A 22,168-nucleotide genomic window follows, 5' to 3' on the forward strand; every position below is an offset into this window, starting at 1 on the left:
CCATGACAGGGTTCGTCGATCCCAGCCGCGACAACTGGCAGCGTTTCAAGGACCTTCCGCGTAATACGCCGATCCACATGCTCAATCTGATAAAGTTCCGCGATCTGGCCGACTATCCGCAAGGGCATCCAGAGCATGGCAAGGGCCTGACCGGGCGGCAGGCCTATGCAATTTACGCCGCAGGTTTCCAGCGCCTGGTAGCACAGGACGGCGCGGCAATGGTCTGGAACGCGCCGTTGGAATGCGTCGTCACCGGGCCCGAAGGCGAATGGGATGAGGCCTTCGTCATGGGCTATCCCGATAGCGCGGCCTTCCTGGCGATGATCAAGAACGCTGAATACATCAGCGAAATCGTCCCGCACCGCACCGCCGCCGTCGCCGATAGCCGCCTGATCCGTTTTCGCGGCTAATGGGGACAGATCAGGTCTAAAGCGAACGACAACTTGTGCCATTGCAAAATTGTGGCACTCTGCACCGCGGTCGCGCATCGGGGAGATTGCTTTGATGAAGCTTGCTCGACTTGGCGGTTTAACCGCGCTGTCCGCCGTTCTGATCGCTGTGCCGGCTATCGCCAGCCACAGCTGGAACAATTACCATTGGGCCAATTCGTCTGGCGCAGTCCAGTTGACCGTCAACTATTCTATCTCGTCGCAATGGACACCTTCGGTGACGAACGCGATCGGCGATTGGAATGCTTCGCCGAAACTTGATCTGACTGGCGCCGTTTCGACGGCTAACAGAAAAAAATGCTCCGGAATGACGGGACAGATTCTGGTTTGTAACGATTCGTACGGGCAGCGCGGCTGGCTGGGTATCGCCTCGATTTCGCTTGATCCGAACGGGCACATCAAGTCTGGCACGACCAAGCTCAACGATTCCTATTTCAACTCGGCCACCTACAACAAGCCGGAGTGGCGTGCTCTGGTCGCGTGCCAGGAAATCGGACACGATTTCGGCCTTGGCCATCAGGATGAGGGCTTTGGCGCCCCTAACCTGGGAACCTGCATGGATTACACCAGCAGCCCTTCGGGCGGCGGCGCTTATGGACCCGCAAACACAAGCCCGGACCAGCACGATTTCGACCAGCTTGCGCTGATCTATGGACATCTGGACACGTATGATTCTGCGGCAGCCTTCGCCGCTACAAACTTCGGCATCCGCGATTTGCGCAAGCCAGCGCCAGCAGCAGTCGATCCGGTTGATCCTGGCGACAGCCCGGCAGAGTGGGGTGCAGTGGTACACGAGGACGGCAAAGGCCGCCCTGATGTCTACATGGCTGTCCTGCCGGGTGGCGGGCGCAAGATCACGCACGTGTTCTGGGCGCTTGAAACCAAACGCAGCGATATTCATCACGATTGAAATGGCGGTGTACGGCGCTGTCCCTAGAACAGGGACAGCTGCCCGTGCGCACTGGGCCTGACAAAGCGGCTGGAATCCAGCCTCAGCGTCACCGCGTTCATCCCCAGCCGCTTTGTCGCGATGCGGAAGCGGGTGCGGAAAATTTCCGCCCAAACCCCTTGCGGCTTCATCCGGCTGAAAAACGAGGGGTCGTTGTCGCGGCCATCGCGCACCGACTGGACAATGCTCATCACTTTGCCGGCGCGTTCCGGGTAATGGACGTCCAGCCATTCGCGGAACAAAGGCGCGACTTCCAGCGGCAAGCGCAACATGATCCAGCTTGCCGAATCTACGCCGCGCGCAGCTGCTTCACCCAAAATGGCTTCGATGAACTCGTCGGTGATTGACGGGATCACTGGCGCTATCGAGACGTGGGCCGGAACCCCGGCCGCGACCAGCGCGCCCAGCGCATCCAGCCGTTTGGACGGACTGCTGGCGCGTGGTTCCAGCAGGCCTGACAGGCGCGGATCAAGGCTGGTGACCGATATGCCGACGGCCACCAGATCTAATCGGGCCAGCTCGGCCAGCAGATCCAGATCGCGAAGCACGCGCGCGCTCTTGGTGGTGATTGTCACCGGATGACGCGTCTCCAGCGCGACTTCCAGTATCTGCCGGGTGATCCGATAGTTTCCCTCGATTGGCTGATAGGGATCGGTGTTTGTACCCATTGCGATCGGCGCGACCCGGTAATTTGGTTTGACCAGCGTTTCGCGCAGCAACCGCGCCGCTTCGGGCTTGGCGAACAACCTTGTCTCAAAATCCAGACCGGGTGACAGGTCGTGATAGGCATGTGTCGGCCGGGCAAAGCAGTATACGCAGCCGTGTTCACAGCCGCGATAGGCGTTAATAGAACGGTCAAAGGGGATATCGGGGGACTGGTTGAAGCTGACGATAGTCTTTGGCTTTTCCTCAATCACCGTCGTGCGCAGTTTGGGTCCAGGGCCGTCAATATCCCCGCGCACGTCAAGCCAGTCTCCGTCAACCTGCCGCGCGGCAAGGCCGAAGCGCTGCGGAACGGCGCCCGATTGCGCGCCGCGGCCGTGGACCTTGGGGGAAGGACTCGCCATCCCGCAACACTAGAACAAAAAGAGAACTTATGGAAGCGTCAACGCGACCGCTGGATGGTACCGTTCGCTCCCATCCGCACAGCCTGCGATCCGGTCAGCCCGGGGAACGTGGGCCACAAGCCCTGGGTCAAGGCTATCCGGCTTTCCGATGGGCCGCCAGCCTGGCGTTCGTACATCCAGTAGTTGCGCATAACGATATTCACATAGCCGCGCGTTTCCCAATAGGGCACGCTTTCGATCCACAGCAGCGGGTCGCCTTTGTCCTTGATTTCGTACTGCCAGCGGGTGATTGGTGTAAGCCCGGCGTTATAGGCGGCCATAACCTTGGGCAGCAGGCCCTGCGTGCCGCCTGAACTGCGCAGCATATCCAGGTGCCGCTGTCCGAAGGCAAGGTTGACTTCGGGCCGGTTTAGATCACTGGGCGATCCGCGATAGCCCAGGTCTTCGGAATGATCCTTGGCCGCCGCCGGCATGATCTGCATCAGCCCGCGCGCGCCGGTGGGACTAATCGCGCTGGTGCGAAACACCGATTCCTGTAGCGCATGGGCATAGACCAGCGCCGGATCGACCTTCCACCCGCCAACCGGGGTCCATTTGGGCGTGGGAAAGCGCGCAGCCGGTTCGGCCTTGCCGCCGTAGGGCGCGTTGTAGGCCATCCACAGCTGGGTCGATGGCAAGCCCAGATCGCGCGCGAGGCGCGACAGCGGTTGATATTGTCCAGCCCCTCCGATCCGGGCCTGATGACGCAGGACTTCGTCAGCCAGGCCGTCCTTGCCCACTTCAGACAGCTCAACCGCCACGCGCACATTGCCGACATCGCGCATCTTCTGCCAGTCAGCAGCGCTGAAATCGGGTGCCTCGTGGGTTTTGGGCAGGGTCAGGCCAAGCTGTTCACCGGCCAGCATCCCGTACAGAGTTTCGTCCATCTGCGCGGCGCGGCGCAGGGGAGCGGCGGCCTGTTCAGGCTTGCGGCAGCGAACCAGCGAGCGGCTGTGCCAATATAGTGCGGCGGCGGTCAGTTCGCTGTTGTCGGATGATGCGGCGGTGCGGGCAAAGGCATCGCCCGCGCCGGTGCAATCGTCCAGTCGCCAGGCCGCCAGCCCCGCCGTCCACCAGCCTTCGGCTACCCACGGGCCGCTGCCGTCGTTGGCGGTCTGGGCCAGGGCATAGGCCGACGCGTCGTCATTCTCGATGTAGTACGACCAAGCGATCTTGGCACGCCATTCGGCCCGCGCGGCAAGCGAAAGCTGGGTGTCTATTCCGTCTAGCAGCGCTTTGGCTCCTGCCGGATTATCGCCCTTGATTTCGGCAAGGATGGCGTTCGACACAGCACCCGGCATTGTCCCGTCATTGGTGTCGCGCGGGCGGATACGTTTGGCCCGGCTGGGCATCTGCACCAGCGATGTGGCGCCGGGCAGGGAAGGAACCATGGTAACGCCGCGCTTGATCGCCAGGTTGGCAATCTGTTCGGTCTGCGGCAGGTCAGTGCTTTTCGTCAGCCAGGTGCCGAGCGCATCGGCCTCAATCTTGGGAGAATTGGCGGCAAGGTAGTATTCGGCGCGCGCAACCTGGTGCAGCGGACCATCGGGCTTCTCGGCAAACATGGTTTGAACCCGGGTCCAGTCGCTGCGATCGATCGCGCCAAACAGTTCGCGGTAATAGGCGCGTTCATCCTGGCTAAGCAGCGCGGGAACCGCTGTGTTGGTGGCGCGATTCTGGAAATAGTCGACCGCCGCGCTGTTTGCCTTAGCGGCCAGCGGCACGATCAGTGCTGCGACGGCCACACTGATCGCGGTAAAACGGTACTTGGCAACACCGGTCAAAATCAGTTCGTCCCCATCAAGTCCGCACCGGTCCAGTCAAGCAAGGCCTGCCAAAGCCGGGCCTTGCCTCTGGGCCGCGCCGCCAGGGCGCTGAGCCCCGGAGCGACAAGTGCCGGAATCCTGCGCGCGTCTTGTCCAAGATCGGGTAAAAATCCGTCTCTATTCGCCGGATCGTGGCCAAGAAGCGACGAAACGTTGCTTCCAAAGATCAGAAGACGCTGCGGTTGGACCAATCTGACGTGGTGCGAAGTGACAGCGCCTAGCCCATCGGCGGCAAGGGCAGACCAATCAGGCAACGGCATATGGCGGGGCAGGGCGCTGGCGAAGTAGGCCTGATGTTCATCCAGACCAAGCGCGGCCAGCAGGCTGCGCAGCATCGCCCCTTGCTTGCCAGACATGAGAGAGGCCGTGTCGTCAGCTTCAGGATGCTCTAACAGAACCATCAACCGGCTACCCTGCGCCCCGCGCGGCGGTACGCGCGCTGCGGTCTGTCCATCGTCGAGACTCGGCTCGGCCAGCCACCACGCACCAAACGCATCCAGCGATTGCGGCCACATTTCGCGCGGACCGCCAATTTGGGCGCGCGGTGCGGCTACTGGCGGCAAGACGCGGGGCGCAGCAGCGGCAGGCACCGAGTTATTGGCCGTCTGAGGCGGCTCCTGCGCCAGCCAGGCCGTAGCGTCGTCGGTAAAATCGCAGTCCACTCCGGCACCGCGCCACCAATCCAGCGCGGCGGCAATCGCGCCGGGCGCAAGGGCGCCGCCGTCCATGTTTTGTCCGGGTGAATGCACGATCCGGTCTTGACCTGCTGCGGCGCTGCAATCAAGGCTTATGGAGACAAAACGCTGCACTAATGCGGGAAAACGGACAGAGCCATGAGCGAACGCGAATCGATGCCGTATGACGTCGTGATTGTCGGAGGCGGGCCGGCTGGCCTGGCTGCGGCGATCCGGCTCAAACAGGTCAATGCGGATCTTTCGGTCTGCCTGCTCGAAAAGGGCAGTGAAATTGGCGCGCATATCCTGTCGGGCGCGGTAGTTGATCCAAAGGCGCTGGACGAGTTGCTGCCGTCATGGCGCAGCGATGGCTGCCCGATGTCCGAAACACCGGTGACTGACAATTGGCACTGGGTTCTGACAAAGACCAAAAAGTACGGAATCCCGCACTGGCCAATGCCGCCGTTCATGTCGAACGAGGGCAACTACACCGGAAGCCTGGGCAACCTGTGCCGGTGGCTGGCAGGCAAGGCCGAGGAATTGGGCGTCGAGATCTTCCCCGGCTTTCCGGCCAGCGAAGTGCTCTACAACGACGATGGTTCGGTCAAAGGCGTGGCCACGCAGGACATGGGCGTAGCCAAAGATGGCAGCCACAAGAGCGATTACCAACAGGGCATGGAGCTGCACGCCAAGTACACCTTCTTTGCCGAGGGTGCGCGCGGCCATCTGACCAAGCAGCTCAAAGCCCGGTACGACCTTGAAGCGAATTGCGAACCGCAGGTTTACGGCATCGGCATCAAGGAACTGTGGGACATCGATCCCGACAAGCACGAGCCGGGCCGGGTGATCCACACCCAGGGCTGGCCGCTGTCGGAAAGCGACAGCTGGGGCGGCGGTTTCCTTTATCATCAGGCCAATAATCAGGTTGCGATAGGGTTTGTTACCGCGCTCGATTACAAGAACCCGTGGGTCTATCCGTTCGAAGAGTTCCAGCGCTGGAAGCAGCACCCCGAAATCCGCGCGATTCTGGAAGGCGGACGGCGCGTGTCCTATGGCGCGCGGGCGATCAACGAAGGCGGCTGGCAATCGGTGCCCAAGCTGGATTTTCCGGGTGGGGCGCTGATCGGCTGCTCGGCCGGGTTCGTCAACGTTCCGCGGATAAAGGGCAGCCACACCGCGATGAAAAGCGGCATGCTCGCCGCCGAAGCCGCTGCCGCGGCCATTGCTGCGGGGCGCGGGCACGACGCGATGGCTGAATACGACGCCGCGGTCCGTGACAGCTGGATCGCCAAGGAGCTAAAGCTGGTCCAGAACGCCGAGCCGCTGGTTGCCAAATGGGGCGGGGACCTGGGTACTATTTTGGCCGGTGCCGACATGTGGCTGCGCACCCTGTTCGGGTTCGGCGTGTGGAAGCCGATGAAGCACCACCGCGATTACGAAACGCTGCAACGGGCCGATCTGTACAAACCGATCGTCTATCCCAAGCCTGACAATGTGATCACCTTCGACCGCCTGTCGAGCGTAGCGCAAAGCTTCACCAATCACGCCGAAGACCAGCCCGTGCATTTGGTGGTCAAGGATCTGGAGTTGCAGAAGGTCAGCGAACTAGGCGTATTCGGCGGGCCATCGACGCGTTATTGCCCGGCCGGGGTCTACGAATGGCTGGGGGTCGAGGAAGGCCAGCCCAAATACCAGATCAATTCGCAAAACTGCGTCCACTGCAAGACCTGCGACATCAAGGATCCCAACCAGAACATTACCTGGGTGACGCCTGAAGGCGGCGGTGGGCCGAACTATCCGAATATGTGATATGCCCGACCGGTGATCGAAACTGCTTTCGCCAAGATCAATCTTGCGCTGCATGTCCGGCAGAGGCGGGATGACGGGTATCATGACCTGGAAACACTGTTTGCCTTTGTCGATGCGGGCGATGTCCTAAGTATTGTGCCAGCCGCGCGGGATGACCTTAGAACGGTTGGCGAATATGGCGGGCAACTGACTGATCCATTTGGCAACATCGTGATGCAGGCGCTGAACGCCTTGCCGCGTTCGCAGGGCTGGGCGGTGACGCTGGAAAAGAACTTGCCAGTTGCTGCCGGACTTGGGGGCGGATCGGCCGATGCGGGCGCACTGTTCCGGCTGTATGACCGCGAATACGGTTTGCCCGAAGTTTGGCCCACCCGCGCCGCCCGGTTGGGGGCGGACGTGCCGGCCTGCGTGCGGTCGGTCACTGCGATAGGACGCGGGACAGGCACCGATCTGGTCGAGGTCGACAGCGATCTGACCGGCATGGCGGTTCTGCTGGTCAATCCCCGTGTTCCGCTGAGCACAGGGCCGGTCTTCAAAGGCTGGGACGGGGTCGATCGTGGCGGCCTGCCGGACGGCCCGGTCAGCGCGATCGCCCGCACAGGGCGCAACGATCTTGAAGCGCCAGCCACCGCGCTGTGTCCCGCAATCGCCGAAGTACTGGCCGCATTGCGCGAAACGCAGCCTTGGCTGGCACGCATGTCAGGCTCGGGAGCGACCTGCTTTGCCTTGTATGACAGTGGACCTGCCCGCGATGAAGCAGCCGCGGCCATAATAGTGCGCCAGCCGGGCTGGTGGCAAATGAGCGGTGCCTTGCGATGAGCGAAGCCTTCCGTGTCCTTGGCACGCCCCGCTTTGGCGGCATCCTGGTGGTTTCCGATCACGCCAGCAATCATGTGCCGGGTGACATCGATCTGGGCATCGATTCAAAACTGCTGGACCAGCATATCGCCGTCGACATCGGGGTTGGCGCGGTTGGTGCGTTGATGGCCCAGCGCCCGGGGATTGCCGCGTTTCAGGCCGGAGCCAGCCGGCTGGTCTGCGACGTCAACCGCGAACCCCACGCTCCGGCGGTCATTCCCATCGCCAGCGACGGTCACACCATTCCCGGAAACGCGCTGGATCACACAGCGCACATGGCGCGGTTGCTGCGCTTTCATGTGCCGTATCACGCAGGCCTTGGACAACTGCTGGACAGCGCACCGCCTGCGCTGATCCTGTCGCTGCACAGTTTCACCCCGCACCTGGCGTCCAGCTTTGAACTGCGTCCCTGGCACGTCGGTGTGCTGTATAACGAAGATGACCGCGCGGCACGGATCGCGATGCCGCTATTAGAAGCGCAAGGGCTGGTGGTGGGCGATCAGCAGCCCTATTCGGGCAAGCTGCTTAACTACACCATGAACCGCCATGCTGAGGCGGACGGGCGGCCCTATCTGGGCGTTGAGATCCGCCAGGACCAGATCACTGACACCGCAGGGCAGGCGGTATGGGCCGACCGTCTGTGGGCGCTTTGCAATCAAGTGGCGTTGAAGCTGGGGGAATAAGGGTCTAGGGCGCAGGAAACGCCACTACTCTTGAAAGAATCTGTCCCATGCCCGTCTATCGTTCGCGCACTTCCACCCATGGCCGCAACATGGCTGGCGCGCGCGGACTGTGGCGGGCAACGGGGATGAAGGACGGCGATTTCGGCAAGCCGATCATCGCGGTGGTCAACAGCTTCACCCAGTTTGTCCCGGGCCACGTTCACCTCAAGGATCTGGGCCAGATGGTTGCCCGCGAGATTGAGGCGTCGGGCGGCGTCGCCAAGGAGTTCAACACCATCGCGGTCGATGACGGGATCGCGATGGGCCACGACGGCATGCTTTATTCGCTGCCCAGCCGCGATCTGATCGCCGACAGCGTCGAATATATGGTCAACGCGCACTGCGCTGATGCGATGGTGTGCATTTCCAACTGCGACAAGATCACGCCGGGTATGCTTATGGCGGCGATGCGGATCAACATTCCGGCGGTGTTCGTTTCGGGCGGACCGATGGAAGCGGGCAAGGTGGTGCTGCGCGGCAAGGAAGTGGCGCTCGACCTGGTCGATGCGATGGTCGCTGCGGCGGACGAAAAATACACCGACGAGGAGGTCGAAACGATCGAGCGTTCGGCCTGCCCGACCTGCGGATCGTGCAGCGGCATGTTTACTGCCAATTCGATGAATTGCCTGACCGAGGCGCTGGGCCTGTCGCTGCCGGGCAACGGATCGCAGCTGGCCACGCACAGCGACCGCAAGGAGCTGTTCCTGCGCGCGGGCCGCGTCGCGGTAGAGCTGTGTCAGCGCTATTATGTCGAAGAGGATGAGAGCGTCCTGCCGCGCAATGTCGCCAGTTTCCAGGCGTTTGAAAATGCGATGAGCCTGGATATCGCGATGGGCGGATCGACCAACACTGTGCTTCACCTGCTTGCCGCCGCGCACGAAGCTGGGATCGATTTCACCATGGCGGATATCGATCGGCTGAGCCGCAAGGTGCCGTGCCTCAGCAAAGTCGCCCCGGCCAAAAGCGACGTTCATATGGAAGACGTTCACCGCGCTGGCGGGATCATGGCGATACTCGGCGAACTTGACCGTGCCGGCCTGCTGCACACCGATCTGCCGACCGTGCACAGCCCCACGCTGGGCCATGCGATCAATCACTGGGACATCAGCCGGACCAACGATCCCGATGTCCAGACCTTCTTCAAGGCGGCACCGGGCGGTGTGCCGACCCAGACGGCGTTCAGCCAGTCGCGCCGCTGGGACGCGCTTGATTTTGATCGCGAACACGGCGTGATCCGCAGCGCCCAGCACGCCTTCAGCAAGGATGGCGGGCTCGCCGTGCTGTATGGCAACATCGCGCGTGACGGCTGCATTGTAAAAACCGCCGGTGTCGATGAAAGCATTCTGAAGTTTGCAGGCCCTGCCAAGGTGTTTGAAAGCCAGGACGCGGCCGTGGCCGGAATCCTGACCGGCCAGGTGGTCAACGGCGATGTGGTGGTCATCCGTTATGAAGGGCCCAAGGGCGGGCCCGGCATGCAGGAAATGCTCTACCCCACCAGCTATCTCAAATCGAAGGGCATGGGCGCGGCCTGCGCGTTGTTGACCGATGGGCGATTTTCGGGCGGGACCTCGGGCCTGTCGATTGGCCACGTTTCGCCCGAAGCGGCAGAGGGCGGCGAGATCGGGCTGGTTCAGCCGGGCGACCGGATCGAGATCGATATTCCCGGGCGCACAATCCACCTTGACGTATCGGACAGCGAGCTCGCCAGCCGCCGCGCTGCGCAGGACGAAGCCGGCTGGCAGCCGGCCAAGCCGCGCCCGCGCAAGGTGTCGGTGGCTTTGCAGGCCTATGCCGCGATGACGACGAGCGCCGCGCGCGGTGCCGTGCGCGATCTGTCGCAGTTGACGGAGAAAAAGCGGTGAGAGCCGCGCGCGGCCTCCTGGTCGCCGCTCTGCTTGCAGGCTGTTCCGAGACGCAAGCAGCCGACGATGGCGAAGTAATCACCTGCGCGCTGGGCGGGTCCGGCGAGTTCAAGCCTGCTTGCCGGCTGGAACGGACAGTGATCGATTCGCAATCCGTCTTCGTCGTGCGCCACCCCGATGGTGCCTTTCGCCGACTGGTAGTAACCGCAGACGGCCAGCATCTTGACGCGGCAGACGGCGCGGATGCCAGCCAGTCCGCGCTGAAGGGCGACCGCTTCGAAGTGATCCTGGGCGGTGACAAATACGTCATTCCGGTCAAGGCTGATGCCAGGTCCCAGTGACCCGGTCCTGACTGCCGCGCAGATGCGCGAGGCAGAACACACGCTTATCGCAGGTGGAACCAGCGTTGACGCGCTTATGTTGGCTGCCGGGCAGGGCGCTGCCGACTATGTCTGGCGGATTGCTGCCGGACGTCCGGTGACGGTGCTGTGCGGCCCCGGCAACAACGGCGGCGATGGCTATGTTATTGCCGAAACGATTCGCCAGCGCGGCGGCGACGTGGCGGTAGTGGCAGCGCGCGATCCCGTAACCAGTGCTGCCCGAAACGCCTGCGCGGCTTATGGGGGGGCGATACTTAGCTCGCCGGACGAACGGCACGGGGGTGTATTTGTCGATTGCCTGTTCGGCACGGGGCTTGACCGTCCGCTGGGGGTTGACGATCTGGGCCTGCTGCGCGGCCTTGCTGCAGCCCACGCGCTAAGCATAGCAGTCGATTTGCCCAGCGGTGTCGATAGCGACAGCGGCGCGGCGCTTAACGCTGAATTGCCTGCCTATGATCTTACCATCGCGCTGGGCGCGTGGAAGCCCGCCCATTTCCTGATGCCAGCAGCCTTCGCAATGGGCGCTCTGCGTTTGGTGCCCATCGGCATCAGCGCGCACGGCCGCGCGGCTTTTCGCGTTGCCCGGCCGCACCTGTCGGCCCCTGCTCATGGCGTGCACAAATACACCCGCGGCCTGCTCGGCGTCATTGGCGGGGCCATGCCGGGAGCCGCGCTCCTTGCGGCCTGCGCGGCGCAGCACAGCGGCGCTGGCTACATCAAAATGCTTGCCGGATGCGGCTCGCACGCATCGTATCGCGTGCCTGCGGATCTGGTTGTCGACGCACGCGCTTTAGCTGACGCGCTGACCGATGCCCGCCTTGCTGCGCTGCTGGTCGGGCCGGGGCTTGGCCGTGACAGCCGAGCGGGTGAGCAACTGGCGCAGATTTTGTCTGTTCCAACGGCCGCGGTTCTTGATGCAGACGCTTTGGTTCTGCTTGAACCTGGCTTGTTGTCCGGCCGCACCGCACCGTTGATAGTCACGCCGCACGAGGGCGAGCTGAGCGCTCTTGAACGGGCGTTTGGCCTGGCCAGAAATGGCAGCAAGCCAGACCGCGCCGGTGCGCTGGCCGTTGCACTTAGCGCCGTCGTCGTCGCCAAAGGAGCGGACACGGTCATTGCCGCACCCGATGGTCATTTGGCTTTTGCGTCACCAGCATCGTCGTGGCTGTCCACTGCTGGCACGGGCGATGTCCTGGCCGGGATTATCGCCAGCCGCCTCGCCGCGGGGGCCGGACCATTTGCGGCGGCCTGCGATGGCCTTTGGCTGCACGGTGAGGCGGCGCGGCTGTGCGGACCGGCCTTTACCGCCGGGCAGCTTGCTCAAAGCGTGCAAGCCGCCTACGCGGCCTGCCTGTGAGCGAAACCCCCGAACAAATCATCCGCATCGCCGCCAAGGGTGACGGCGTTACCGCCTCGGGCCGCTTCGCCTGGGGTGCAGCGCCGGGCGACACGCTGCTGCCGGATGGCACCCTGATACCTGGGCCGCACCACGTTACCCCGCCGTGCCGCCATTTTGGCCGCTGCGGCGGATGTCAGCTGCAGCAACTGGACGAAGAAAGCCTGGCTGATTTCGTCGCAGCGCGGGTCAGCAATGCCTCCGCCTCGCAGGAATTGGGCGCGGAAGTGGTAACGCCGCCGCATCTTTCCCCGCCGCGCAGCCGCCGCCGCGCGTCGCTGCGCGCAGAAAGCGCGCAGGGCCGGGTGGTGATCGGCTACCGCGAAGCAAAGTCGCATCGGCTGGTGGAGATTACCGAATGCTGGGTGCTCGATCCCGCCATCGTCGCAGTACTTCCGGCGCTGCGCAAGCTGCTGATCGCGGTGAGTGCGGGCCGGGGCGGGGGCAAAGGTAAACACAGCCACGCCAAACTGGCCGCCGATGTGGAGATCACCTGCACCGATCAAGGCCTCGACATTGGCGTCAAGGGCCTGACCGCCGAAGGCCTGGCTGCGACCGAGGCGCTGCTCGATTTCGCCCGTGATCACGCGCTGGCTCGGCTGACCCTCGATCAGGGTTATGGCGGCGAAACGGTGTGGGAGCCGGAACCGGCCACCGTCACGCTGGGCGGGGTAGCCGTAACGCTGCCGCCGGGTTCGTTCCTCCAGGCTACCCGCGACGGCGAAGCGGCGCTGGTTGATGCTGCGCGCGAATGGCTTAGCGGTTGCGCCGCAGTGGCGGATCTGTTCGCCGGGCTGGGCACTTTCGCCTTCGCGCTTGCCGGGCCGCATACCAAGGTATTGGCGGTAGAGGCAGCGCGCGATGCAAGCAACGCGTGCAAGGCGGCGGCGGCACGGGTTCAGGCCCCGGTCACCGCGCTGCACCGCGACCTGTTCCGCAATCCCTTGATGCCGGAAGAACTGAACCGCTTTGGCGGCGTCGTGATCGACCCGCCCCGCGCCGGTGCGCGCGATCAGATCGAACGGATCGCCGCCAGCGCGGTGCCGCGCGTAGTCTATATCAGCTGCAATCCGTCAAGCTGGGCGCGCGATGCCGCGCTGCTGATCGAGGCCGGTTATCGCCTGGCCGAACTGCGTCCCGTCGGCCAGTTCCGCTGGTCAACCCACGTCGAACTGGCAAGCCTGTTCGTGCGTTAGACCGCAACCTCGCGCCATTCACCCGGCGCCAGACCGGTTAGCGACCAATCCCCGACCTGCCATCGTACGAGCCGCAAAGTTGGCAAGCCGACTGCTGCGGTCATCCGGCGGACCTGGCGGTTCTTGCCTTCGCGGATGGACAGCCGGATCCAGCTGTCCGGCACAGTCTTGCGGAACCGCACCGGTGGATCGCGGGGCCACAGATCGGGCGGGGACACGGCTTCGGCTTCGGCTGGCCGGGTCAGGCCGTCCTTAAGCTGCACCCCTTGGCGCAGGGCATCGAGTGCGGCTTCATCAGGCTGGCCTTCGACCTGCACCAGATAGGTTTTGGTCAGCTTGAAGCGGGGATCGGCAATCCGGGCCTGGAGTTGACCGTCGTCGGTTAGCAGCAGCAGCCCTTCGCTATCCGTGTCGAGCCGGCCGGCCGGATATACGCCCGGCATCGCTATATAGCGCGCCAGCGTCGGCTTGTCCGAGCCATCGGCGCTGAACTGGCACAGCACGCCATGGGGTTTGTTGAACAGGATCAGGCGGGGCATGGCGACGCCATAAAGCCTGCCCGCGATCAAAAGCAAATGGGGCCGGTGTTTCCACCAGCCCCACGCTCGCCGTATCGGCTTTCGAATGATTTTGGGCGATCGCTGTTACCCGTCCTTACCTGCCTGCCGCGGTGATGCTTTGCTGAGCACCTCGCGTGCCATCGCACCGTGAGTGCCACTGCATCGTGATGCTCATCGCATCGGGCTGGCCGTTTGGACCGGTGGTTCCCGAAGGAACCGGCTTTCATCACCCGAACGTCCGTTCCGGCGTCCGGTCCCGTCAGGCGGTTGGCTCCGGTCCGGGGGACCCTTGCCGTACCACCTGGCGGTTCCGTGACCGCTTCGATGCTTTGCCGTTCCGGGTTCGGACGATGCGCAACGCGTGAAGCGCCACTTTCCTTCCGATCCTTTTCCGACCGCCGTCAAAGCGACCTGCTGACTGCGCGCCACTCACTGCATCTGCGGTTCGCTGCACTTGATCCGAAGATCGCCTGCGGCGTGTTTTCCGACGCTGCTGCGGGCATCGCTGCCAGATCGCTACGTTATGTTTTCCCTTTCCGTTTCAGCGGTTTCCCGCATCATCTTCAAGTTCGGTTTCACCGTCTCGACAAAGCAAAGCTGCGCTTCAAAACCGAGTCGCACAAGCAAAAAATGACTCAGTTATCCACAATCCGCCGCTTAGCCAGTGGACAAGTCTGCGGATGATCTTGTGCGCAGTTGAATCTGCTTTGCGGGAGCAATTTGATTCGCTTTCAAGCGACTCAAATTACCGATCGCGCTGCGCCAGCAGCCGCAAGCGCAGCGCGTTCAATTTGATGAACCCTGCTGCATCCTTCTGGTCATAGGCGCCGGCATCGTCCTCAAACGTAACGTGGCGTTCCGAATAGAGCGAGTCGGTGCTTTTGCGCCCAACGACCGCGGCCTGGCCCTTGTAGAGCTTCAAACGCACAGTGCCATTAACCCGCGTCTGGCTGTGATCGATCGCGGCCTGCAGCATCTCGCGCTCGGGCGCGAACCAGAAGCCGTTGTAGATCAGCTCGGCATATTTTGGCATCAGCTCGTCTTTGAGGTGCGCCGCGCCCCGATCCAGTGTGATCTGTTCAATGCCGCGGTGGGCGCGGGCATAGATTTCGCCGCCCGGGGTTTCGTACATGCCGCGGCTTTTCATGCCGACGAAGCGGTTTTCAACCAGGTCGAGCCGGCCAATGCCATGCTTGCGGCCCAATTCGTTTAGCGCGGTGAGCAGCGCAGCGGGGCTGAAGGCCTTGCCGTTCAGGGCAACGCCATCGCCCTTTTCAAAATCGATCGTGATGTATTCGGGCGCGTCGGGCGCGTCTTCCGGATTGACCGTGCGCGAATAGACGTAGTCGGGTGTTTCCTGCCACGGATCTTCCAGCACTTTGCCCTCGCTGCTGGTGTGCAGCAGATTGGCGTCGGTCGAGAACGGGCTTTCCCCGCGCTTGTCCTTGGGCACCGGGATCTGGTGCGACTCGGCCCAGGCGATCAGCGCGGTGCGGCTGGTCAGATCCCATTCGCGCCACGGCGCGATGACCTTGATGTTCGGATCCAGGGCATAGGCTGACAGTTCAAACCGAACCTGATCGTTACCCTTGCCCGTGGCGCCATGGGCAACCGCATCAGCACCGGTTTCATATGCGATTTCGACCAGTCGCTTGGAGATCAGCGGGCGGGCGATGCTGGTGCCCAGCAGATAGTCACCCTCGTAACGGGCGTTGGCGCGCATCATCGGAAAAACGAAGTCGCGCACGAACTCTTCGCGCAGGTCGTCGATATAGATATGCTCGTCCGGTACGCCCATCAGCTTGGCCTTGGCCCGGGCCGGTTCCAATTCTTCACCCTGGCCCAGATCGGCGGTAAAGGTCACTACCTCGCAGCCATAGGTCACCTGCAGCCACTTGAGGATGACCGAGGTGTCGAGACCGCCAGAGTAGGCAAGGACGACCTTCTTTATTTCGGACATGGGCAGATTTCCGCTGTTAGATGTCTGGGTGCGTGCGCGCCACTAGGGCATGCGGGTAGGGGAGGCAAGCCGATGGCTGAAGCCAGACTTGGGCAGAAAACGTCCGCTATCTGTACCGCTGCGCCGGATTACCGCCGCCGCGCAGTGCACAGCGCAACCAGCCTGGTGCGCTGATCGATCAGGATTGCGTGCTTCTGCAGGGCAAGGGCGCCGATAAGCAGTTCCGGAAATTGTTCCGATGCCCGCACTTCACCGCCATCCAGCCGGGCCTGACCGATCAGGATTGGACCGCCAAGGTGTCCGCGTTCGGTCTGGATCTTCGAGTTCATGAGGTCGCCAGCCGGGCCGGACAGCAGAGGCTCGCGGGAAATCTGCTGATAAAAGGCTTTCGGCATCACGAAGGAAACGTTGGCACCAGTGTCGAGATTGCCGGTAGCTGTGATGCCGTTGATCCTAACGGGCACACGGAAGGCCCTTTCGTAAGGGACCGCACCTGCCATTTCCGGGCGCAGTCCGCGTGCCCGTGTGAATGAGAGGGTGCGGTTCGGGTAATCGATGACGAGCAGGCCGCCCGCAAAAAATTCCCTGCCGAAGATCCCTGCGAACATCGCTTCAGGACGCAGCCGGCTGCGATAGTCGCGCGAAATGACGGCAATGTTTCGCCGTACCAAGCGCCCAATTTCTAACGTTCCGATTCTGACCTGATCTACATCCGATGTGCGCAATCCGTCCGTGCTTTGGGCACTTCCATCGGCTGGCAATTGCAGCTCGCGAGCCAAACTAGCATCGGCGCGGCCCATCCCGCTGGCTCCAGTATCGACGCCAAAGCGAAACGGGCCTGTGCCGTTAACACGCGCTTCGACGTAAATGCGACCATCAACTGTCGTAAACGGGACACGAACGAGCGCTGCTTTGTCGGGAAGGGCCATGCTGCAAGCACCCGCTACTACCAGGGCCTTCGCAGCTATCGCGGCGGGCTGAAGAAGCATCTGGGCGCCAACGACAAAAAGAATTGATTTGAACACCGATTTTCGCACACCACGCTCCGCTATAGTGAATTATAACGGTAATGCAGTCAGTGTGTGCCAGTCAATCAGCCGCATGCCTTGGCCCGCACAAATCCTGGCGTTGGTGATTTATTCTGCCGCGTCGCGCTCCAGATGCCAGTGCGGGGCCGCTTCCAAGGCTGACAGGCGCGCCGCTTCGGCGCTGATGTAATCGCGGGTCATTGGTGCCGCAGTGCGGTTTTTCACGCTCTGGATGTGGAAGTTGACCATGCCGCCGGAACGAAAGCTCTGCTCGGCCCCGGCCAGATAGAACTGCCACATGCGAAACAGCCGGGCGTCATAAAGCGCAGTCATTTCCGCTTCGTGCAGCGTGGTGCGGCGGTACCATTCGGCCAGAGTGTGGGCATAGTGATAACGCAGCACCTCCACATCCGCGACTTCCCAGCCAGTCCCCTCAAGCGCGGTGACCAGCTCGCTCATCGCCGGGATGTAGCCGCCGGGGAAAATATACTTGCGGGTCCATTTGTCGGTGGTGCCTGCGCCGCGGGTCCGCCCGATCGTATGGGTCAGCATGATGCCATCATCGGCCAGCAGGCTGTTTGTCTTGGCAAAGTATTCGCGAAAGTGGAGGGCGCCCACGTGCTCGATCATGCCGACGCTGGTAATGCGATCGAAGGTTCCGGTCACATCGCGGTAATCGGTCAACTGAAACCGGACCTTGTCGCCGACGCCGGCTGCGTCTGCGCGTTCCTGGGCGAACCTGATCTGATCCGGCGCAAGGCTGACACCCAGCACTTCCACTCCGAACCATTTGTTGAGGCTAAGCGCCAGACCGCCCCAGCCGCAGCCGATATCCAGCAGCCGCATGCCCGGTTGCAGTCGCAGTTTGGCGGCAATAAGCGCTTTCTTGTCAATCTGTGCGCGTTCCAGCGAATTGGCCGGATCGGTGAAATAGGCCATCGTGTACTGCCGGTCCTCATCCAGGAACAGCTCATAGAACTGGCGCGTCAGATCATAGTGATGGACCACGTTCTTGCTGGCCTTGGCCCGCAGGTTAACCTGATCGGCCTTGAATGCCAGCCAATCGGCCGCGCGGCGCAGCGGGTTGGGCGCGCCCATGCCGCCGCCGCGGTTGGCATTGCGCATGACCAGCAGCACCATGTCGCGGATGTCGTGCGGGGCTTCAACCACCAGACGCCCGTCCATATAGGCTTCGCCCGCGCCGACCCGCGGATCGCGGGCAACATGCAGCGCGGCGCCCTTGTCTGTGAAGCGAATGCGTACCGGATCGGGGTTCTGCGCCTCACCATAAGTGTATACCGTGCCGTCGTGGTCAGTAATGACCAGGCACCCTTCGCGGACCAGCGCGCTCAGCATCTTGTCGAGCATCCACATGGCCTTGAGACTAAGTTGTGCGCACCGTGTTGCAAGACCATTTTGCGGTTTCCTGGATCGCTTTGCTCTGGCAAGCTAAGTTCATGACACACCGCACAATCCTGATCGCCGCGGCGCTTGGCGCCTCGCTCTCCGCCCTCTCCGCTCCCGCTTTCGCCGATGAAGGCATGTGGACGTTCGACAATTTTCCGGCTGACCGGATGAAGCGCGACCATGGCTGGGTGCCTGACCAGAAATGGCTAGACCGCAGCCGCGCTGCCGCCGTGCGGCTGACCGGTGGCTGCTCGGCCAGTTTCGTATCGGGCGAAGGCCTGATCCTGACCAACCAGCACTGCGTCGCTACCTGCCTTGCCAACCTGTCGAGCGAAGGAAAAGATTATCTGGCCCAAGGCTTTCGCCCCGCGACCCGCAGCGAAGAACGCCCATGTCCCGGCCAGCAAGCCGAAGTCGTCACGATGATCAGCGATGTGACCGGCGATATCAAGAATGCCCTCGGTTCGCTAAGCGGCGGTGCGCTGATCAAGGCGCGCGATGCCCGGATCGCCGAGCTTGAGGCAAGCGGCTGCCCTGACAAGGACAAGACCCGCTGCCAGGTGGTGACGCTTTACGGCGGCGGCAAATACAGCCTTTATACTTACCGCAAGTACAGCGATGTCCGCATTGCCTGGGCGCCGGAAGGCCGCGCACAAGGTTTTGGCGGCGATCCGGACAATTTCAATTTTCCGCGGTATGCGCTCGATGGCTCGTTCCTGCGCGCCTATGAAAACGGCAAGCCGGTCAAGCCCGCCGCGTTCCTGAAGTGGAACCCACGCGCGCCAGTAGCGGGTGAGACGACGTTCGTTATCGGCAACCCGGGATCAACATCGCGGTTGTGGACATCCTCGCAGCTGGCGTTCGAGCGCGAAGCGCGCTTGCCGATGACCATAGCCACGCTGTCCGAACTGCGCGGGCGCTTCATCCGCGCGATGAGCGAAAGCGCACTGAAGCGCAGCGAAGGGCAGGAAGAACTCGACGGTCTGGAAAACAGCCTCAAGGTCTATCTCGGCCGGCAGAAGGCGCTCAACGATCCCGACTTTGTCGCACGCCTGGCAGCAACCGAAGCGCAGCTCAAGGCGGGCGCTGCCACCAACCCGGCGATCGGCGATCCGTGGGCCAGCGTTGACAGCGCCATGGCCGCCAACCGCAAGCTGTACCTGGCCAGCCGCTTTGTCCGGCCGACGGGCGGGCTCTATGGCTGGGCCCGCGCACTGGTGCGTGCCGCGGCGGAGCGGACCAAGCCTGACGGCGAGCGTCTGCCGGGCTATACCAGCTCGGCCCTGCCCTTGACCGAAAAGACGATCCTTGATCCGACCCCGGTCCACGGCTGGGTTGAACAGATCTATCTGGAATGGAGCCTGTCAAAGGCGCGCGAATGGCTGGGCGCCGACGATGCGGACACGCGCCTGCTGCTGGGGCGCGAATCGCCGGAAGGGCTGGCGGGGCGGCTGGTGACGGGTACCAGTCTGGGCGACCCGGCAGTGCGCAAGGCGCTGTGGGACGGCGGCCAGGCCGCGGTCGAAGCGTCGAGCGATCCGATGATTCTCTTTGCCCGCAAGCTGGATGCGCGCGACCGTGAATTGACCCGGCTCGCCAATGCGGAAGTCAATGGCCCGCTGGTTTCGGCCGGAGCCAAGCTGGCGGACGCGCGCTTTGCCACTTTCGGTGCCGGGACTTATCCCGACGCAACGTTTTCGCTGCGGATTTCCTACGGCAAGGTGGCCGGGTGGACCGAGCGCGGGGTCGATCTCAACCCGGTGACTACCATCGGCGGAACCTTTGACCGGGCCACCGGGGCAGCGCCGTTTGATCTGCCGGCAGCCTTTGCCGCCAACGAGGCCAAGATCGACAAGAGCGTGGTCTACAACTTCGTGACCACCAACGACATCATCGGCGGAAATTCTGGATCGCCGGTGCTGGATAAGGCAGGCACGGTCATCGGCGCGGCGTTTGATGGCAACATCCATTCGCTGGGCGGCAACTATGGCTATGACGGCACATTGAACCGCACTGTCGTGGTTAGCGCAGCAGCGCTGACCGAAGCCATGCGCTCAATCTATCCATCGCCTGCCCTGCTTGCCGAACTGGGCGTGAAAAGCAGCAAGAAACGGTAACAAACCCGGGAACGGCGGCGCGGCAGACGGCCGCGCCGCTGTCCGAAAAGGCAAACCTACGCGCGGGCCAGGAACAGCACGTCGCGCGATTGCGCCAACAGGTGCTGTCCCGAATCGATGAACAGCGTCTCTCCGGTGGCAAGCCATCCCCCGGACAGGAACAATGCGGCCTGTGCCAGCTCATCCGGATCGGTCAGGCGCTGCAACAGGTTCATCCGGCCGCTTAATTCATGTTCATCGTCTTGCTGGTCAAAGCTCGGCAGCATTGCGCCGGGGGCCAGGCCGTAAACCCGGTCGCTCGGATTGCCTTGCGCCATCGCCAGCATCCGCACCGCGGCAGCAAAAGCGTGCTTGGCCATTGTGTAGCTGAAGAAATCGGGATTGGGGTTGAGCAGTTTCTGATCGAGGAACTGGACCACCCGGCGCCCACCCTTGGCGCGGGCCTGGGCCAGGAAGGCTTGGCTCATCCGTGTGGGTGTCATGGCGTTGACGGTCATCGCTTCGGCAAAAATCGCGGGATCGATTGCCGCGGCTGTGTCGAGCTGAAAAACCGCAGCGCAGTTGATCAGCATGCGCCAATCGACCAGCCGGGCAGCAAGATCCGCGATCATGGCAAGCGCGGCATCGCCGTCACCCAGATCGCACTGGACCACTTCGCCAGAGGGGAAACCGGCCGCCATGACGCGCGCAGCGTCGGGATTATGACCAACGTGAATTACCACGTGCCAGCCTGCGGCGGCAAAGTGACGGGCCAGTCTGGCCCCGATCCGGCGTCCGGCGCCGGTAATGAGAACGGCCGGGAGCATGGATCGATCCATGCACACCCGGCCGCATCAAAGATAGCCTTTTTAAAAAGGGCTTAGCGGCAACGCGCCCGCGACTTGGCAACTTCGTTGCCGAGCAGCGCACCGGCTGCGGCACCCACGATTGTACCTGTGGCGCGATCCCCGCGGGTATCGATGGCCCGGCCAACCAGAGCGCCGGCCGCCGCACCAATCAGCAGACCGACCGTACCATCAGGCCGGCGGCAATAACGCCGGCCGTCCTGGCCATCCCAGTAGCGGATGCCGTTGTCAGTACGGCGGTACTTGATGTCACCGTTCTGGGCACGGTACCCATGGGCCGGCGCCCAGCGCGGCGGATCGGCATAGGCCATGGTGGCGGGTAGTGCGGTCGCGGCCATGACAGTCGCGATCAAAATCTTGCGCATCGAATGCTCCCTTGTGAATGCGAAGCCATTTCAACGCATCAAAGTGAACGGCGGATTGCCGCCAATGGTGAACCGTGCCGGGTTCACGGCGAACTGACCAAGACCGGCGCCAGGATGGACCAAAGCACAAAGGCCGGGCCATGGCATACCATGACCCGGCCCGTGGAACAGCAGCCTAGGCTGCAATCCGTTAGCGGCAGCGCTCACCGCCGCGATCGACTTCGCGGCCAAGCAATGCGCCCGCAGCAGCACCCAGGATGGTCCCGGTGGCGCGGTCGCCATAGCGGTCAATCGAGCGGCCCAGCAGCGCGCCAGCGACACCGCCAATCAGCAAGCCGGTGGTTCCATTGCTGCGGCGGCAATAGTAACGGCCATTGTCTCCCTGCCAGTACTGGATGCCGTTGTTGGTCTGGTAATAACGCGGGCGGTAGTTGTCGCGATACCCGCGGCCTTCATAATAATCACCGCGCCGATATTCGCGGTATCCGTCGCGGTCGCGATCGTCATAACGGTCATAGTGGCCATGACGATGGCCCTCGGCCCAGTACGGGCGATCGGCCATGGCCGGGGTGGCGGTCAGGGTGGTGGCGGCCAGGACGGCTGCTATTACAGTCTTGCGCATGGTGATCTCCTTGATCTGTTGAGGAGACTTTGCGCGG

21 protein-coding genes are annotated in these 22,168 nt (G+C 62.8%); 11 read left to right on the forward strand and 10 right to left on the reverse strand.

Going from position 1 to position 22,168, the window contains the following annotated elements:
- Positions 1-2: 2 nt before the first annotated feature.
- Both Q0L62_RS03615 and Q0L62_RS03620 read left to right on the forward strand, forming a co-directional pair.
- On the forward strand, positions 3-410 hold the full coding sequence (locus tag Q0L62_RS03615; protein WP_296676538.1) for a DUF1330 domain-containing protein: 408 nt from the start codon (positions 3-5) through the stop codon (positions 408-410).
- A 94-nt stretch (positions 411-504) separates the two neighbouring features.
- Complete coding sequence (locus Q0L62_RS03620) at positions 505-1,359, forward strand: hypothetical protein (RefSeq protein WP_296676541.1); 855 nt, start codon at positions 505-507, stop codon at positions 1,357-1,359.
- A gap of 23 nt (positions 1,360-1,382) precedes the next feature.
- Here Q0L62_RS03620 and Q0L62_RS03625 read toward each other — a convergent pair whose 3' ends face one another.
- The 3 genes from Q0L62_RS03625 to Q0L62_RS03635 are packed head-to-tail and all read right to left on the reverse strand — an operon-like array spanning position 1,383 to position 5,079.
- Positions 1,383-2,465 carry a PA0069 family radical SAM protein gene (locus Q0L62_RS03625; protein WP_296676543.1) on the reverse strand — a complete coding sequence of 361 codons (1,083 nt, stop codon included), beginning with the start codon at positions 2,463-2,465 and terminating at the stop codon, positions 1,383-1,385.
- A 38-nt stretch (positions 2,466-2,503) separates the two neighbouring features.
- A complete protein-coding gene (locus tag Q0L62_RS03630) occupies positions 2,504-4,288 on the reverse strand; it encodes a lytic transglycosylase domain-containing protein (RefSeq protein WP_296676545.1) in 1,785 nt (594 codons plus the stop codon).
- Positions 4,289-4,290: 2 nt separating this feature from the next.
- Positions 4,291-5,079 carry a hypothetical protein gene (locus tag Q0L62_RS03635; protein WP_296676547.1) on the reverse strand — a complete coding sequence of 263 codons (789 nt, stop codon included), beginning with the start codon at positions 5,077-5,079 and terminating at the stop codon, positions 4,291-4,293.
- Positions 5,080-5,163: 84 nt separating this feature from the next.
- Between Q0L62_RS03635 and Q0L62_RS03640 the strand changes: the two genes are divergently transcribed.
- The 7 genes from Q0L62_RS03640 to Q0L62_RS03670 are packed head-to-tail and all read left to right on the forward strand — an operon-like array spanning position 5,164 to position 13,227.
- Positions 5,164-6,813 (forward strand): electron transfer flavoprotein-ubiquinone oxidoreductase, encoded by a 1,650-nt coding sequence (locus tag Q0L62_RS03640; RefSeq protein WP_296676550.1) that lies wholly within the window; start codon positions 5,164-5,166, stop codon positions 6,811-6,813.
- 12 nt (positions 6,814-6,825) lie between these two features.
- Entirely contained in the window at positions 6,826-7,632 is an 807-nt protein-coding gene (locus tag Q0L62_RS03645; protein WP_296676552.1) for a 4-(cytidine 5'-diphospho)-2-C-methyl-D-erythritol kinase, read from the forward strand.
- Positions 7,629-8,354: an N-formylglutamate amidohydrolase gene (locus Q0L62_RS03650; RefSeq protein WP_296676555.1), complete on the forward strand. Its 726-nt coding sequence runs from the start codon at positions 7,629-7,631 to the stop codon at positions 8,352-8,354. The genes Q0L62_RS03645 and Q0L62_RS03650 overlap by 4 nt, the downstream gene beginning before the upstream one ends.
- A gap of 47 nt (positions 8,355-8,401) precedes the next feature.
- Positions 8,402-10,255 carry a dihydroxy-acid dehydratase gene (gene ilvD / locus Q0L62_RS03655; RefSeq protein WP_296676557.1) on the forward strand — a complete coding sequence of 618 codons (1,854 nt, stop codon included), beginning with the start codon at positions 8,402-8,404 and terminating at the stop codon, positions 10,253-10,255.
- Positions 10,252-10,596, forward strand: coding sequence for a hypothetical protein (locus tag Q0L62_RS03660; protein WP_296676560.1), 345 nt, complete (start codon positions 10,252-10,254; stop codon positions 10,594-10,596). Before ilvD ends, Q0L62_RS03660 begins: the two co-directional genes overlap by 4 nt.
- On the forward strand, positions 10,580-11,992 hold the full coding sequence (locus tag Q0L62_RS03665) for an NAD(P)H-hydrate dehydratase (RefSeq protein ID WP_296676562.1): 1,413 nt from the start codon (positions 10,580-10,582) through the stop codon (positions 11,990-11,992). The genes Q0L62_RS03660 and Q0L62_RS03665 overlap by 17 nt, the downstream gene beginning before the upstream one ends.
- Positions 11,989-13,227 (forward strand): class I SAM-dependent RNA methyltransferase, encoded by a 1,239-nt coding sequence (locus tag Q0L62_RS03670; protein ID WP_296676565.1) that lies wholly within the window; start codon positions 11,989-11,991, stop codon positions 13,225-13,227. Before Q0L62_RS03665 ends, Q0L62_RS03670 begins: the two co-directional genes overlap by 4 nt.
- Here the strand turns inward: Q0L62_RS03670 and Q0L62_RS03675 are convergent.
- Positions 13,224-13,766 (reverse strand): pseudouridine synthase, encoded by a 543-nt coding sequence (locus Q0L62_RS03675; RefSeq protein WP_296676568.1) that lies wholly within the window; start codon positions 13,764-13,766, stop codon positions 13,224-13,226. The two genes, Q0L62_RS03670 and Q0L62_RS03675, sit on opposite strands and share 4 nt — an antisense overlap.
- Positions 13,767-14,099: 333 nt before the next feature.
- Here Q0L62_RS03675 and Q0L62_RS03680 point away from each other — a divergent pair, with 333 nt between their 5' ends.
- Positions 14,100-14,471 carry a hypothetical protein gene (locus Q0L62_RS03680; protein ID WP_296676571.1) on the forward strand — a complete coding sequence of 124 codons (372 nt, stop codon included), beginning with the start codon at positions 14,100-14,102 and terminating at the stop codon, positions 14,469-14,471.
- Positions 14,472-14,532: 61 nt separating this feature from the next.
- On the opposite strand, the gene Q0L62_RS03685 is transcribed toward Q0L62_RS03680, so the two are convergent.
- The 3 genes from Q0L62_RS03685 to Q0L62_RS03695 form a co-directional block, all read right to left on the reverse strand.
- On the reverse strand, positions 14,533-15,747 hold the full coding sequence (locus Q0L62_RS03685; RefSeq protein WP_296676573.1) for an argininosuccinate synthase: 1,215 nt from the start codon (positions 15,745-15,747) through the stop codon (positions 14,533-14,535).
- A 128-nt stretch (positions 15,748-15,875) separates the two neighbouring features.
- Positions 15,876-16,676, reverse strand: a complete 801-nt coding sequence (locus Q0L62_RS03690) for a retropepsin-like aspartic protease (RefSeq protein WP_296676576.1) — start codon at positions 16,674-16,676, stop codon at positions 15,876-15,878.
- Between the two features lie 207 nt (positions 16,677-16,883).
- Complete coding sequence (locus Q0L62_RS03695) at positions 16,884-18,149, reverse strand: cyclopropane-fatty-acyl-phospholipid synthase family protein (protein WP_296676579.1); 1,266 nt, start codon at positions 18,147-18,149, stop codon at positions 16,884-16,886.
- Positions 18,150-18,232: 83 nt separating this feature from the next.
- Here Q0L62_RS03695 and Q0L62_RS03700 point away from each other — a divergent pair, with 83 nt between their 5' ends.
- Positions 18,233-20,299: a S46 family peptidase gene (locus Q0L62_RS03700; RefSeq protein WP_296676581.1), complete on the forward strand. Its 2,067-nt coding sequence runs from the start codon at positions 18,233-18,235 to the stop codon at positions 20,297-20,299.
- A gap of 56 nt (positions 20,300-20,355) precedes the next feature.
- Here Q0L62_RS03700 and Q0L62_RS03705 read toward each other — a convergent pair whose 3' ends face one another.
- The 3 genes from Q0L62_RS03705 to Q0L62_RS03715 form a co-directional block, all read right to left on the reverse strand.
- A complete protein-coding gene (locus Q0L62_RS03705; RefSeq protein ID WP_296676584.1) occupies positions 20,356-21,105 on the reverse strand; it encodes an SDR family oxidoreductase in 750 nt (249 codons plus the stop codon).
- Positions 21,106-21,158: 53 nt separating this feature from the next.
- On the reverse strand, positions 21,159-21,509 hold the full coding sequence (locus tag Q0L62_RS03710; RefSeq protein ID WP_296676586.1) for a glycine zipper 2TM domain-containing protein: 351 nt from the start codon (positions 21,507-21,509) through the stop codon (positions 21,159-21,161).
- Between the two features lie 190 nt (positions 21,510-21,699).
- On the reverse strand, positions 21,700-22,131 hold the full coding sequence (locus Q0L62_RS03715) for a glycine zipper 2TM domain-containing protein (protein ID WP_296676588.1): 432 nt from the start codon (positions 22,129-22,131) through the stop codon (positions 21,700-21,702).
- Positions 22,132-22,168 lie beyond the last annotated feature (37 nt).

This window comes from Novosphingobium sp. (assembly GCF_024642085.1).
Lineage (GTDB): Bacteria > Pseudomonadota > Alphaproteobacteria > Sphingomonadales > Sphingomonadaceae > Novosphingobium.

What these genes read in the sequence shown, in the direction of transcription:
- Q0L62_RS03640 (WP_296676550.1), top strand. Translation starts at nt 5,164, where the DNA reads ATGAGCGAACGCGAATCGATGCCGTATGACGTCGTGATTGTCGGAGGC.
- Q0L62_RS03665 (WP_296676562.1), top strand. Translation starts at nt 10,580, where the DNA reads ATGCCAGGTCCCAGTGACCCGGTCCTGACTGCCGCGCAGATGCGCGAG.
- Q0L62_RS03710 (WP_296676586.1), bottom strand. Translation starts at nt 21,509, where the DNA reads ATGCGCAAGATTTTGATCGCGACTGTCATGGCCGCGACCGCACTACCC.
- Q0L62_RS03705 (WP_296676584.1), bottom strand. Translation starts at nt 21,105, where the DNA reads ATGCTCCCGGCCGTTCTCATTACCGGCGCCGGACGCCGGATCGGGGCC.
- Q0L62_RS03615 (WP_296676538.1), top strand. Translation starts at nt 3, where the DNA reads ATGACAGGGTTCGTCGATCCCAGCCGCGACAACTGGCAGCGTTTCAAG.
- Q0L62_RS03690 (WP_296676576.1), bottom strand. Translation starts at nt 16,676, where the DNA reads ATGGCCCTTCCCGACAAAGCAGCGCTCGTTCGTGTCCCGTTTACGACA.
- Q0L62_RS03650 (WP_296676555.1), top strand. Translation starts at nt 7,629, where the DNA reads ATGAGCGAAGCCTTCCGTGTCCTTGGCACGCCCCGCTTTGGCGGCATC.
- Q0L62_RS03700 (WP_296676581.1), top strand. Translation starts at nt 18,233, where the DNA reads ATGACACACCGCACAATCCTGATCGCCGCGGCGCTTGGCGCCTCGCTC.
- Q0L62_RS03625 (WP_296676543.1), bottom strand. Translation starts at nt 2,465, where the DNA reads ATGGCGAGTCCTTCCCCCAAGGTCCACGGCCGCGGCGCGCAATCGGGC.
- Q0L62_RS03715 (WP_296676588.1), bottom strand. Translation starts at nt 22,131, where the DNA reads ATGCGCAAGACTGTAATAGCAGCCGTCCTGGCCGCCACCACCCTGACC.
- Q0L62_RS03685 (WP_296676573.1), bottom strand. Translation starts at nt 15,747, where the DNA reads ATGTCCGAAATAAAGAAGGTCGTCCTTGCCTACTCTGGCGGTCTCGAC.
- Q0L62_RS03695 (WP_296676579.1), bottom strand. Translation starts at nt 18,149, where the DNA reads ATGTGGATGCTCGACAAGATGCTGAGCGCGCTGGTCCGCGAAGGGTGC.
- Q0L62_RS03675 (WP_296676568.1), bottom strand. Translation starts at nt 13,766, where the DNA reads ATGCCCCGCCTGATCCTGTTCAACAAACCCCATGGCGTGCTGTGCCAG.
- Q0L62_RS03620 (WP_296676541.1), top strand. Translation starts at nt 505, where the DNA reads ATGAAGCTTGCTCGACTTGGCGGTTTAACCGCGCTGTCCGCCGTTCTG.
- ilvD (WP_296676557.1), top strand. Translation starts at nt 8,402, where the DNA reads ATGCCCGTCTATCGTTCGCGCACTTCCACCCATGGCCGCAACATGGCT.